This window comes from Streptomyces sp. ID05-26A, from assembly GCF_033794685.1.
Lineage (GTDB): Bacteria > Actinomycetota > Actinomycetes > Mycobacteriales > Pseudonocardiaceae > Lentzea.
Genome location: NZ_JARAYZ010000006.1, coordinates 273,886 through 286,373, shown reverse-complemented (window position 1 = coordinate 286,373; position 12,488 = coordinate 273,886). Strand labels below are relative to the sequence as shown.

Annotated in this window: 11 protein-coding genes and 1 pseudogene; 6 read left to right on the top strand and 6 right to left on the bottom strand. The window is 68.5% G+C overall.

Translation table 11 applies throughout. From position 1 onward, the window contains the following. Positions 1 to 28 precede the first annotated feature (28 nt). A pseudogene (locus PV646_RS38750) lies at positions 29 to 2,263 on the top strand (RelA/SpoT family protein); the annotation flags it as partial. 101 nt (positions 2,264 to 2,364) lie between these two features. Here the strand turns inward: PV646_RS38750 and PV646_RS38745 are convergent. Next, positions 2,365 to 3,222, bottom strand: coding sequence for a peptidylprolyl isomerase (locus tag PV646_RS38745; RefSeq protein WP_500347424.1), 858 nt, complete (start codon positions 3,220 to 3,222; stop codon positions 2,365 to 2,367). Positions 3,223 to 3,336: 114 nt separating this feature from the next. Between PV646_RS38745 and PV646_RS38740 the strand changes: the two genes are divergently transcribed. From PV646_RS38740 to PV646_RS38730, 3 genes are read left to right on the top strand one after another with little or no spacing between them, the layout of a single operon-like run. Further along, on the top strand, positions 3,337 to 4,026 hold the full coding sequence (locus tag PV646_RS38740) for an MBL fold metallo-hydrolase (protein ID WP_500347423.1): 690 nt from the start codon (positions 3,337 to 3,339) through the stop codon (positions 4,024 to 4,026). Between the two features lie 5 nt (positions 4,027 to 4,031). After that, positions 4,032 to 5,279 carry a histidine--tRNA ligase gene (gene hisS, locus PV646_RS38735; RefSeq protein WP_500347422.1) on the top strand — a complete coding sequence of 416 codons (1,248 nt, stop codon included), beginning with the start codon at positions 4,032 to 4,034 and terminating at the stop codon, positions 5,277 to 5,279. Beyond that, complete coding sequence (locus PV646_RS38730) at positions 5,276 to 5,902, top strand: hypothetical protein (protein ID WP_500347420.1); 627 nt, start codon at positions 5,276 to 5,278, stop codon at positions 5,900 to 5,902. Before hisS ends, PV646_RS38730 begins: the two co-directional genes overlap by 4 nt. A gap of 14 nt (positions 5,903 to 5,916) precedes the next feature. Here the strand turns inward: PV646_RS38730 and PV646_RS38725 are convergent, their stop codons facing one another. Next, positions 5,917 to 6,753, bottom strand: a complete 837-nt coding sequence (locus PV646_RS38725; RefSeq protein WP_500347419.1) for a spermidine synthase — start codon at positions 6,751 to 6,753, stop codon at positions 5,917 to 5,919. A 46-nt stretch (positions 6,754 to 6,799) separates the two neighbouring features. On the opposite strand from PV646_RS38725, the gene PV646_RS38720 reads away from it, so the two are divergent. Next, complete coding sequence (locus tag PV646_RS38720; RefSeq protein WP_500347417.1) at positions 6,800 to 7,153, top strand: DUF1304 domain-containing protein; 354 nt, start codon at positions 6,800 to 6,802, stop codon at positions 7,151 to 7,153. On the opposite strand, the gene PV646_RS38715 is transcribed toward PV646_RS38720, so the two are convergent. From PV646_RS38715 to pnuC, 3 genes are read right to left on the bottom strand one after another with little or no spacing between them, the layout of a single operon-like run. Continuing rightward, a complete protein-coding gene (locus tag PV646_RS38715) occupies positions 7,074 to 8,411 on the bottom strand; it encodes a YibE/F family protein (RefSeq protein WP_500347415.1) in 1,338 nt (445 codons plus the stop codon). The two genes, PV646_RS38720 and PV646_RS38715, sit on opposite strands and share 80 nt — an antisense overlap. A gap of 34 nt (positions 8,412 to 8,445) precedes the next feature. Next, positions 8,446 to 9,504 (bottom strand): AAA family ATPase, encoded by a 1,059-nt coding sequence (locus PV646_RS38710; RefSeq protein ID WP_500347413.1) that lies wholly within the window; start codon positions 9,502 to 9,504, stop codon positions 8,446 to 8,448. Beyond that, the gene (gene pnuC / locus PV646_RS38705) at positions 9,501 to 10,073 is read right to left on the bottom strand and encodes a nicotinamide riboside transporter PnuC (protein ID WP_500347412.1); all 573 of its coding nucleotides are present in this window, start codon (positions 10,071 to 10,073) and stop codon (positions 9,501 to 9,503) included. Before pnuC ends, PV646_RS38710 begins: the two co-directional genes overlap by 4 nt. Before the next feature lie 38 nt (positions 10,074 to 10,111). Here pnuC and PV646_RS38700 point away from each other — a divergent pair, with 38 nt between their 5' ends. Further along, positions 10,112 to 12,088, top strand: a complete 1,977-nt coding sequence (locus tag PV646_RS38700; protein WP_500347410.1) for an intein-containing Rv2578c family radical SAM protein — start codon at positions 10,112 to 10,114, stop codon at positions 12,086 to 12,088. 52 nt (positions 12,089 to 12,140) lie between these two features. Here PV646_RS38700 and PV646_RS38695 read toward each other — a convergent pair whose 3' ends face one another. Continuing rightward, entirely contained in the window at positions 12,141 to 12,488 is a 348-nt protein-coding gene (locus PV646_RS38695) for a nuclear transport factor 2 family protein (RefSeq protein ID WP_500347409.1), read from the bottom strand.

Here is a 12,488-nt window from a genome sequence, read left to right as displayed (position 1 = left end):
TGCGACGGCTGTTCAACCGTCGGCTACCCGGCGTGTGCGCGCCCGCCTTGCGCGGCGTATCACCGCCCAACGTGCGGCCCCGGTGAAGCAGGTCCTCGAACCTCTCGCCGCCGTGCACCGTGACCTCCATCCCAAGGCCGATCTGGCGCTTCTGCAGCACGCATATGACGTTGCCGAGGAGAAGCACCGCCCGCAGCGCCGCAAGTCCGGCGACCCGTACATCACCCACCCGCTCGCCGTGGCGACCATCCTCGCCGAGCTGGGCATGGACACCACGACGCTGGTGGCCGCGCTGCTGCACGACACCGTGGAAGACACCGACTACTCGCTCAACCAGCTCAAGGAAGACTTCGGCGAGGAAGTCGCCCGGCTGGTCGACGGCGTCACCAAACTCGACAAGGTCAAGCTGGGGGCTGCGGCCGAGGCCGAGACCATCCGCAAGATGGTCATCGCGATGGCGAAGGACCCCCGTGTCCTGGTCATCAAGCTCGCCGACCGGCTGCACAACATGCGCACCATGCGGTTCCTGCCGCCGGAGAAGCAGGCCCGCAAGGCCCGGGAAACGCTCGAAGTGCTCGCGCCGCTCGCCCACCGCCTCGGCATGGCGACGGTCAAGTGGGAGCTGGAGGACCTCGCGTTCGCGATCCTGCAGCCCAAGAAGTACGACGAGATCGTCCGCCTGGTCGCGAAGCGCGCGCCGAGTCGCGACACGTACCTGAGGTCTGTCGTCAGCGAGCTCACCACGCAGCTGGAGAGCGCGCGGATCGTCGCGAAGGTCGAGGGCCGGCCGAAGCACTACTACTCGATCAACCAGAAGATGATCGTCCGCGGGCGGGACTTCGACGACATCCACGACCTCGTGGGCGTCCGGATCCTCGTGGACGAGGTGCGTGACTGCTACGCCGCGATGGGCGTCGTGCACGCCGCCTGGCAGCCGATGCCGGGCCGGTTCAAGGACTACATCGCGCAGCCCCGGTTCGGGGTGTACCAGTCGCTGCACACGACCGTGATCGGTCCCGACGGCAAGCCTCTGGAAGTGCAGATCCGCACGTCCGAGATGCACCAGCGGGCCGAGTACGGGATCGCGGCGCACTGGCGCTACAAGGAGACCAAGGGCACGCACAACGGCAAGTCCGTCGAGATCGACGAGATGGCGTGGATGCGCCAGCTCCTCGACTGGCAGCGGGAAGCCGCAGACCCCGGTGAGTTCCTCGAAGGCCTGCGCTGGGACCTCGCCGCGCGCGAGATCTTCGTGTTCACGCCCAAGGGGGACGTCGAGACGCTGCCGACGGGGTCCACGCCCGTCGACTTCGCCTACTCCGTGCACACCGAGGTGGGTCACCGGTGCATCGGTGCCCGCGTGAACGGTCGCCTGGTCGCTCTGGAGCGCAAGCTCGAGAACGGCGAGGTCGTCGAGATCTTCACCTCCAAGGCGGAGGGTGCGGGCCCGTCCCGCGACTGGCTGAGCTTCGTGGCGTCCCCGCGCGCCAAGGCGAAGATCAAGCAGTGGTTCGCCAAGGAGCGCAAGGAAGAGGCGATCGAGCAGGGCAAGGACGCGATCACCAAGGAGGTCCGGCGTGTCGGGCTTCCGATCCAGCGCCTGGTCTCGGTCGACTCGATGCAGGCCCTCGCGAAGGAACTGCACTACCCGGACATGAGCGCGCTGTACGCGGCGGTGGGTGAGGGCCACACGAGCGCCCGCCACGTCGTGCAACGGCTCGTCGCGCAGCTCGGCGGTGTGGATCACGCCGAGGAGGAACTGGCCGACCGCGCCACCCCGTCCACGGTCACCCGGCGCCGCCCCACCGGCGACGCGGGCGTGATCGTCAAGGACGCGGGCGACGTCTGGGTGAAGCTCGCCCGCTGCTGCACCCCGGTGCCGGGCGACGACATCCTCGGCTTCGTGACGCGGGGCGGCGGCGTGTCCGTGCACCGCACCGACTGCACGAACGCCGAGGAGCTGCTGAAGTCGCCGGAACGGCTCCTCGACGTCGAGTGGGCGCCGTCGGCCTCCAGCGTGTTCCTGGTCGCCATCCAGGTGGAGGCGCTCGACCGGCATCGGCTGCTCTCGGACGTCACGAAGGTGCTGGCCGACGAGCGGGTGAACATCCTGTCGGCGTCGGTGACGACGTCGCGCGACAGGGTGGCCGTCAGCCGGTTCTCGTTCGAGATGGGCGACCCGAAGCACCTCGGCCACGTTCTGAAGGCCGTGCGCGGCATTGAGGGCGTCTACGACGTGTACCGCGTGACGTCGGCGTCGTAGCGAGTCACGGCAACTGGGGCAAGACGAGAGGAGCCCCCGTCCTGAGAAGGGCGGGGGCTCCGTCGTGTGCGAGGTCGTGTGCGAGTGGTGCCGGCCGGCGCCTAGTTCGCGACCAGCGCCGACTTGATGTCGACCGGGGTCTTCGGCTTGCCGTCACCCTGGCCGGGCTGCTGCGAGATCGTGCCGGTCTTGGCGACCTCGTCGACCTTCTTCAGCGACTCCGGGTCGACCGTGCCGAACACGTTGTACTTGGCCTGCAGGTTCGAGGCGTCGCCGTAGACGATGAAGAACTGCGAGCCGTTGGTGTCCGGGCCCGAGTTCGCCATGGCGAGCACGCCGCGGCCGTAGGTGAGCTCCGGGTAGACCTCGTCCTTGAACGAGTAGCCGGGGCCGCCCATGCCGTTGCCGCCGGGGTCGCCGCACTGCAGGACCTGGATGCCGGTCACCGTGAGGCGGTGGCACGTGGTGTTGTCGAAGTACTTCTGCTTCGCCAGCTCCACGAAGTTGTGGACGGAGCACGGGGCGAGCGAGCGGTCGAGGTTCAGCTTCAGGTCACCGATGGAGGTGCCGAGCGTGACGCCGACGGTGCCCGTGGTGGGCTGCTCGCCGTTCGCGGGAGGCGTGTTCGGCTTGGCCGCCGGCTCCTGGCCCTTCGTGTATTCACAATTCACCGTTGCCGGAAGCGCGGCCGGGCGCTTCGGAATCTGGTGCATCTCGGTGGGGATGTTCTCCGCCTTGTCCACCGACTCCTGGGTAGGAGTCTCCGACGCGGCGGCGTCGCCATTGCCGAAGACGTTGTTGGTCGCGAGGAACCACACGCCACCTCCGACGAGCGCAACAACGACGACCGTCGACACGACGGCGATGATGCGACGCTTCTTGGCCCGCTCATGGCGGTAGACCATTTGACGCTCAAGCTTGCGCTTGGCGTTCGCGCGTCGCTGCTCGTTGGTGGGCACGTGCTCCCTCCCCAGGGACTCATGCGAATAGGGCGGTCGGCTCGGGAGTCTAGGGCCTGGGCATATGAGCTTTGTGTGGTGGTTAGGCTGTCGTTGAACAGGGAGGTCATTTTCGTGCTCGTGATCGGGTTCCCCACTGGTGCGCTCCAGGCGAACTGCTTCGTCCTGGCGGCCGGCGCGGGCGAGCCCTGCGTGATCATCGATCCCGGTCAGGACGCGGTCGAGCCGATCGAGCAGGCCCTGCGCGAGCACCGTCTCGCGCCTGTCGCCGTGCTGCTCACGCACGGGCACTTCGACCACACCTTCTCCGTCACCCCCGTCTGCGACGGCAACGACATCCCCGCGTACATCCACCCGGATGACGTAGCGATGCTCTCCGACCCGCTGAAGGGCATCAGCCGCGAGTCGGCCGCGTTCTTCGGCGGCAACCTGGAGATGCGGGAGCCGTCCGAGGTCCGCGAGCTGACCGACGGCGTCGACCTGGACCTCGCCGGTCTGAAGATCACCGTCGACCACACGCCGGGCCATACCGGCGGGTCGGTGATGTTCCGATCCGGTGTGCAGGAGGGCGGTCGCCTGGTGATCTCGGGTGACACGCTCTTCGCCGGTTCCATCGGACGCACCGACCTGCCGGGTGGCGACCACTCCGCGATGCTGTCGTCTCTGCAGAGCAAGGTCATGACCTTGCCCGATGACACAGTGGTGCTGCCCGGCCACGGCCCGACGACGACCATAGGCCGCGAACGTTCGACGAACCCCTACCTGCTTCAGCTGGGCGCGGCCGCCCCGCACCGAGGACTCTGAGAGACGTGTTTTCCGCACCCAAAGGCGTTCCCGACTACATCCCGCCGACGTCCGCCGCGTTCGCGCACGTCCGGTCGACGCTGACCCGCGCCGCCGAGCTCGCGGGCTACGGCTACATCGAGCTGCCGGTCTTCGAGGACACGGCGCTGTTCGCGCGCGGTGTCGGCGAGTCGACCGACGTCGTGTCGAAGGAGATGTACACCTTCCTCGACCGCGGTGACCGCTCGATCACGCTGCGCCCCGAGGGCACCGCGGGCGTGATGCGGGCCGTGATCGAGCACAGCCTCGACCGCGGCTCGCTGCCGGCGAAGCTCTACTACGCGGGTCAGTTCTTCCGCGCCGAGGCGCCGCAGGCAGGCCGGTACCGGCAGTTCCACCAGGTCGGCATCGAGGCGATCGGCATCGACGACCCGGCGCTCGACGCCGAGGTCATCGCGGTCGGCGACGCGGGGTTCCGCGCGATCGGCCTCACGGGGTACCGCCTGGAGCTCACGTCGCTGGGCGACGCGAACTGCCGTCCCGCGTACCGGGAGAAGCTGCAGGCGTTCCTCGCGACGCTCCCGCTCGACGAGCCGACCCGGCAGCGCGCCGAGCTGAACCCGCTGCGCGTCCTCGACGACAAGCGTCCCGAGGTGCGCGAGCTGGTCGCCGAGGCGCCGCTGATGGTCGACAACCTGTGCGACGGGTGCCGTGAGCACTACGAGCTCGTCAAGGGGTACTTGACCGAGCTGGGCGTGAAGTTCGTCGAGAATCCGCGCATGGTCCGCGGTCTCGACTACTACACGAAGACGACGTTCGAGTTCGTCCACGACGGTCTCGGTGCCCAGTCGGGCATCGGCGGCGGCGGCCGGTACGACGGACTCATGGCGCAGCTCGGCGGCCAGGAGCTCTCCGGCGTCGGCTTCGGCCTCGGTGTCGACCGGGCGCTGCTCGCGGCGCAGGCCGAGGGCGTGCTGCCGGAGTTCAGCCGCGTCGACGTGATCGGCGTGCCGCTGGGCGAGGCCGCACGGGCTCGTCTGGTCGCCATCGCCGGTGAACTGCGGGCCGCGGGTGTGCGGACCGACCTGGTCTACGGCGGCCGGTCGATGAAGGCGGGCTTCAAGGCGGCCGACAAGTCGGGCGCTCGTTTGGCTCTTGTGCTCGGTGAGCGCAACCTGGAGGCCGGCACCATCGGGGTGAAGACCCTCGCGACCGGAGACCAGGTCGACGTGGCGCTGGCGGACGTGGTCGAAGAGGTGCGGAAGGCGCTGTGAGCGACGACAAGCTCGTTCTCGACCTGCTCGACAAGGCGACGGTCCGCAAGCGGGCGCGCATGGTGGCGATCGGCGGCATCATGGTCGCCCTCGCCTTCGGCGCGATCGTGGGGCTGATCGGTGGCCGCTGGCCCGGTGTCATCGCCGGGGCGGTCGTGTCGGTGCCGGTGATCCTGCTGGCGATGTCCGAGGCGCGCCGCACGGTGTGGCTCGAGGCCACGACGGTGTACGTGCGGGCGTTCGGCACGCGCAAGGTCGACCTCGCGACGGCGGACGGCCTCGACCTGCTGGTCACCGACCTGCGTGGCGCGCGGACCGTCGGGCTGTTCGTGCGCGGGAACAAGAAGGCGATCAACGTCGCCCTGTCGATGTACGCGGGCACGGGCGGCCGTGAGCTGGGCGTCTACCAGCTCCGCCGCCTCGCCGACGCGCTGGCCGCACGAGGGGACACGCCAGGCCTGGTGTTCTCGGAGCTCCTCGTCGCGCAGTTGCGGGCCGAGGCGCGTGGGCTCGCCGCCGCGGAACGGCCGCTGTACCGGCTCGGCTCGCTCGCGCCGGCCGGGCGGATGGCGCAGAAGCTCCATCCGGAGGCCGTCTCGAAGTTCGTGACCTCACTGGACTGAGCTCGACCCCTGCCTCAGGTGCCCCAGAGGCCCGACGGCGGCGCGGGGGAGAGCGTGGCGGTCGCGTCGGTGGTCACCAGCGCGCCGCCGATGAACTTGGTCAGCCCCGTGCCGTGCTCCACCCGGCCCTGGAACGGGTCGCCGGCCGTCGCGCGGGTCAACTGCTGCATCGGTAGGCCCGTGTGCGAGGCCATGATCACGAAGTTGCCGAAGCGGCGGCCTCGGAACACGCCCGGTTCGGCCATCACGCAGACGTGTTCGAACACCTCGCGCACGGTCGCGCACTGGGCGCGGGCGAACTGCAGGCCGTTGCCGTCGCCGATGTTCGCGGCGTAGATGCCGTCGTCGGCCAGCGCGTTCGACGCCTGGCGCACGAACTCGACCGACGTCAGGTGGGCCGGTGTGCGGGCGCCGGCGAAGCAGTCGGAGACGATCAGGTCGAACGAGCCGGGGCGTGCCTTGACGAGCACGGCGCGGGCGTCGCCTGTGGTGATCTTCACTCGCGGGGGTGGCGGGAGTTCGCGGCGGACGAACGCGATCAGGCCCGCGTCGATCTCGGCCACCTGCTGAGACGCGCGGGGGAGTAGATCGGCCACGTAGCGCGCTAGCGTCAGAGCGCCACCACCGAGGTGGAGCACACGCGAAGGCGCGGTGAGATCGACGATGTGACCCAACCGGCGGACGTACTCGAACTCCAGGTAGGTCGGGTCGTCGAGGTCCACATGCGACTGTGGGGTTCCGTTGACCCGCAACGTCCAGGAGTTCCGGCCGCCGAGATCGGGGACCAGCTCCGCGACACCGGAGTCGATCGACTCGGTGATCGCCTCTGTGTCGGGCCGTTGTCTTCCCACTGCTCTATTGTCTCACCGCGTGTGTCAGCTCTGAGGAGGAACCCAAGTGCAGGTCATCGCCAACGTTCTGCTCGCCCTCGTGGCGTTGATCCACCTCTACATCGTGGTGCTCGAGATGTTCCTCTGGACGACCCCGCGCGGCCAGAAGGCGTTCGGTATCACGCCCGAGTTCGCTCAGGCGTCGAAGTCCCTCGCAGCGAACCAGGGCCTCTACAACGGCTTCCTCGCCGCCGGCCTGATCTACGCGCTGATCCGCCAGGACTTCGGCGCGTCCGTGCTGTTCACGGTGTTCGTGATCGTCGCGGGCCTCTACGGCACGTTCACGGCGAGCCGGAAGATCTTCTTCGTGCAGGTGGTGCCGGGCGTGCTGACGCTGCTCTTCGTGCTCTTGGCTCACTAGGGCGTTCCCACGGCCCCTTGTCGGGGTCGTAGCCGGTGAAGAGGTCGCCCTCGATGCGCGCGGGCCGTGGTTTCGCCACGGGCTTCGCGGCGCGCTTCACGGTCTTGGTCTCGGGCTCGGGCTCAGGTTCGGGGTCGGGCTCTGGAGCGGAGATCGGGGCGACCTCCTGGCGCACCGCGATCAGGGCCGCGAGTGCCGTGGTCACCGGGATCGCCGCCACCAGGCCGATGCTGCCGACCAGGGTCCGCACGATCTCCTGCGCGATCTGCTGGGCGGTGAGGACCTCGCCCAGCGACCGCCCGGCCAGCGAGATCGCCAGCAGCAACGGCAGCGCGGCGCCCGCGTAGGCCATCACGAGCGTGTTCACGACGGACGACATGTGGTCGCGCCCGATCCGCGAGCCCGCCGCGAAGAGCTCGCGCCACGTCAGCTTGTCGTTGGCCCGGCGCAGCTCCCACACCGCACTGGTCTGGGTGACCGTCACGTCGTCGAGCACACCCAGCGCGCCGATCAGCGTGCCCGCGAGCAACAGGCCGCGCGTGTCGATTTCGGTGCCGAGCAGCGTGACGAGGTTCGTGGTGTCGTCGTCGATGCCGGTCAGGCTCGACAGGGCCGAGAACACCGCGCCCAGCACGCCGATCAGCGCCAGGCTGACCAGCGTTCCGAGCACCGCGGTCGACGTGCGCGCCGATATGCCGTGGGTCAGGTACAGCACCACGAACATGATCAGTCCGGCGCCGACCACCGCGACCATCAGCGGGTTCTCGCCCGCCAGGATCGACGGCATCACGAACAGCACCAGCACCACGAAGCTCAGCAGCAACGCGCCCAGCGCGGCGAGGCCCTGCCAGCGTCCGAGCAGCAGTACAGCCGCCGCGAACAGCAGTGCCAGCACGGCGAGCGACCAGCCGCGCTGGAAGTCGACGATCTGGTACGACTCGGCGGCCTGCGGCTGGCTGCCCGCGTAGGACAGCACCACCTCGTCGCCCAGCGTGAAGCTCGGCGCGCCGGGGCCCTTCACGCTCGGGATCGTGATGCTCTGCCCGCTCGCGGCGCCGTCGGTCATCTTCACCGTCACCGCGACGCACTTCTCGCCGCAGTTCTCGGCCACGCCCGTGACGACGGCCTCGACGGGAGTCTGGTGCAGGCCGATCTCCGCGCCGGTCTTCTGCTCGACCCCGAACGGGTACAGCAGCGCGGCGCCGACGACCGTGGCCAGTGCCAACGGCACCAACAGCCACATCAGCAACGTGCGCACGCGCTGCGATGCCGGTTCCTCGTTCAGCGCATGGCTATGCCCGTGACCGTGACCCACGCGCGACATCCTGCCCCATGAGATGTTCGATGGCCGTTTTGCCTGCGGCGAACCTGTCCTCGGTGAGCTTCAGCCACGGCACGCCACGTTTCGTGAGCTCGCGTTCGAACAGTGCTGTCATCCACTCGCGGAGGTGTTCGCCGTCACGCCAGCCGTCCTGTTCGAACGGAACGCCCACGTGGTCGGTCAGCAGGTACAGGTCCGGTTCGCTGCCAAGTGGGAGTTCCGGCCGGAAACCGAGGTAGCGCTCGCCCCAGACCGTGGCGGCGAAGGCGTCGTTGTCCGCGATCACGAGCGGTGCCGTCTCGACCTGGATTCGGCGTTCCTGTTCGTGCGCAACGTCTTCGAAGTCACCCAGGGTCCACACCAGACCGTCCACCGTGGCTTCCGGATCGAACGCCCGTGCGGCCGTCAGCTTGTGTTCGGTGTGCTCGCGGCCGTACTCCGGGATCCAGGGCGCCCCGAAGTGGTCGGCGAGCTGTTTCGAGAGCGTCGTCGTGCCGGTGCTCTCCGCGCCGACGACCACGACCTTGCGGCCCAGGCCGCGCTGGGTCGCGGGCGCGAGGTGGTGCCAGTTCGCGACGGGGTCGGTGCGCATCGCCGTGCCGGAGACCGGGTGCGCGAGGCGGTCGAGGTCGACGAGGACGTGCTGGGCGCCGAGTCTGCGGGCCAGTTCGTCGCCGTACTTCTCGCTGGAGAACACGACGTCGACCGGGGCCAGCGCGGGGTCCCCGTCCGCGATCGCGCGCCGGGCCAGCACCGCACGGGTCAGTGCGACGTGCAGGTCCCAGATCTCGTCGGAATCGAAGTCCATCGGGTGGTCGTCGAGGTCGCCGATGATCCGGATGCCCGGATCGGTGTGGGTCTCGGTCAGCCAGCGCACGCGGTGGTCGAGCGGGATGGTCTCGTGCGAGGCCGCCAGCACCGTGACGGTCGTGCGCTCGCTGCGGGAGGCGGCCGTCTCGATGAGGTGGTGGTGGCCGTTGTGCGGTGGGTAGAACTTGCCGAGCACGAGCGCGTGGCCGAACTCCTTCACGCGGTCACCTTCTTGAGGTCCTTCGTCCAGTTCCGCAGGCCGATCACGCACAGCACCATGAACCCCACGTACAACACCGCCGTCAGGTACAGCTCCTTGTACGCGTAGAGCGGTACGTAGATCACGTCCGCGGCGATCCACAGCCACCAGCACTCGACCTTCTTGCGCGCCTGACCCCAGGTCGCGAGCAGCGACAGCACCGTCGTGATGGCGTCCCAGAAGGGCACGGTCGACTCGGTGAAGGTGACGAGAACCCAGTGCAGCAGGCCGGTTCCGAGCACGCCGGCGACCGCGAGCCAGACCCACTGCGGCGTCGTGGTGCGGGTGACGTGCAGCGTCGAGTGCTGCTCACCACCGCGCACCCACGCCCACCAGCCGTAGACCGCGAGTGCCATGTAGACGATCTGGAGACCGGAGTCGGCGTAGAGGCCGCTGCCCCAGAACAGCACGAGGAACGCGACGTTGTTGGCGATCCCGATGGGCCAGTTCCACGGGTTCTGACGGGCAACCAGCCACACGCACAGTGCGCCGGTGACGAAGCCTGCTACCTCAACGGGTGACACGGGCACTCCTTGACCGCTGTTCGAACATGTGTTCGAATCGAAGTGTGCGATGGGACGGACAGAAACTCGAGGCAGAGCCGCAGCAGGCACTACCGGGGCTACCGGGACTGGTGCGCAGCGTACGAACTCCTGAGTTCGCGGACGTGGTGTTCCACGAGGTCCGCGCCAAATCCGTGCTCAACGGGGTACCGGGTTCGTCGCTGCCGTTCTCGTGGACGGTGAACCCGTATCGCGGCTGCTCACACGCCTGCACCTACTGCCTGGCCGGTGACACGCCGATCCTCATGGGCAACGGTCGCACGAAACCGTTGTCCGAGCTGCGTGAAGGCGACGAGATCTACGGCACCGAGCTCGTCGGCAACTACCGGCGCTACAAGCTCACGACCGTTCTCGCGCAGTGGGAAACGCGCAAGACCGCGTACCGGCTGACGCTGGAGGACGGCACGACCGTGGTCGCGTCCGGTGATCACCGGTTCCTGACCGACCGCGGCTGGAAGCACGTGACGGGTGAGACGGCGGGGGTCGGGCGCAGGCCGCACCTCACGACGGGCAACAAGCTGATGGGCACGGGCGCGTTCGTCGAGCAGCCGTCCGTGACCGACGACTACCGCCGCGGCTACCTGCGCGGCATGGTGGACGACGAGACCGAGTTCCACATCCCCCTGGCCGACATCGAGGCCATGGACCGCACTCAGGAGTATCTCGACTACTTCGGAGTGCGAGAAGGGAGGGGATTTCTGCACCAGGTGCGCGAGCTAGCGCACTGGCAGATAGCCCCGAACCCCGACTGGCTCAAGGGATTCCTGGCCGGCGCGTTCGACTACCTCGGGACCTGCTCGCGCAGCATCCTGCGGATGTCGACGCGCAACGCCACCGTTCTGGAAGCGATCTGCCTGGCTCTCAAGCACTTCGACTTCGACTTCGCGATCGAGGAGCTGCGCCGCCGGCGTGGTGTGCGGGTCGTGCGGCTGCGCGGCGGGCTGCGGGAGAACCTGCGGTTCTTCCACACCGTCGACCCGTCGATCACCCGCAAGCGCGACATCGACGGCGTGGCGATCAAGTCGCAGCAGCCGCTCGGCGTCGTGTCGGTGGAACCGTTGGGGGAGATGACGCTCTACGACATCTCGACCGGTACCGCGGACTTCATCGCGAACGGGATCGTGTCCCACAACTGCTTCGCGCGGAACACGCACTCGTATCTGGACCTCGACACCGGCAAGGACTTCGACAACCAGTTGATCGTCAAGGTCAACGCGGGGGAGGTGCTGTCGCGCCAGCTGCGGTCGAACCGCTGGAAGCAGGAACACGTGGCGCTCGGCACCAACACCGATCCGTACCAGCGGGCGGAGGGGCGGTACGCCTTGATGCCAGGGATCATCGAGGCGTTGACCGCCTCCCGCACGCCTTTCTCGATCCTCACGAAGGGCACGCTGCTGGCGCGTGATCTGCCGTTGCTGACCGCGGCCGCCGAGGTCGTGCCGGTCGGCATCGCGGTGTCGCTCGCGTTGATGGACCGGGACCTGCACAAGTCGCTGGAACCCGGCACGCCGACACCCGCCGCCCGGCTGGACCTCGTGCGGAAGGTGCGCGAGGCGGGTTTGCCGTGCGGGGTGTTCGTGGCGCCGGTGTTACCGGAGCTCACGGATTCCACCGAGCAGCTGGACTTCCTGCTGGAGCAGATCGCGGCGGCCGGTGCCACCGGCGTCACGGTGCTGCCGTTGCACCTGAGGCCCGGCGCCAAGGAGTGGTTCGCGGCCTGGCTTCGCCGCGAGCACCCGGACCTCGTGGAGACGTACCGGTACCTGTACGGCAATCGGTCCTATGTGGACAAGCGGTATCGCGCCCGGCTCGCCGCGCGAGTGGTCCCGTTGATCGAGAAGCACGGACTGGCGCCGCGAGGGCGGTCCACCGACGCCGTCACCGGTGTGCCCGGCGACGACGACGGCGTGTGGCCCGACGGCAGCCTGCCGGTGGGTGTGCCGGCGCCGCGCGTCGATCAGGAACAGCTCACCCTGCTGTGAACTTCCCCTTGTGAGGACTACGAGTGGACGCCCTCTTCCCCAGGGTGTTCCTCTACTCGGCCCAGCCGCCCTGGGCCATCGTCTGGAACTTCCACTCGCCGCCGACCCGCGTGAGCAGGTCGCCGTAGCGCACCGTGATCCCGTTGATCGTGCCGTCCGTGATCACGAAGACCAGGTTGTCGTTGATGAAGTGCGGGGTCCTGGTGGACTCCATCTGCACGTCACCGCCCAGTTGCGCGCCCATCTCCGTCAGGAACGTCTCGCGGTCCCACGACGTCGCCGAACCGTCGGTGACCGTGTTGATCGGGAACAGCGCCATGTCGGCCATCGCCTCGACGTCGCCCTTCACCGCGAGCGCGTCCCACTTCGCAAACCACTGCATGACCTCGTCGTACGACAT

Excerpts from the sequence above, each read along its gene's own strand:
- PV646_RS38695 (WP_500347409.1), bottom strand. The coding sequence starts at position 12,488 with ATGTCGTACGACGAGGTCATGCAGTGGTTTGCGAAGTGGGACGCGCTC.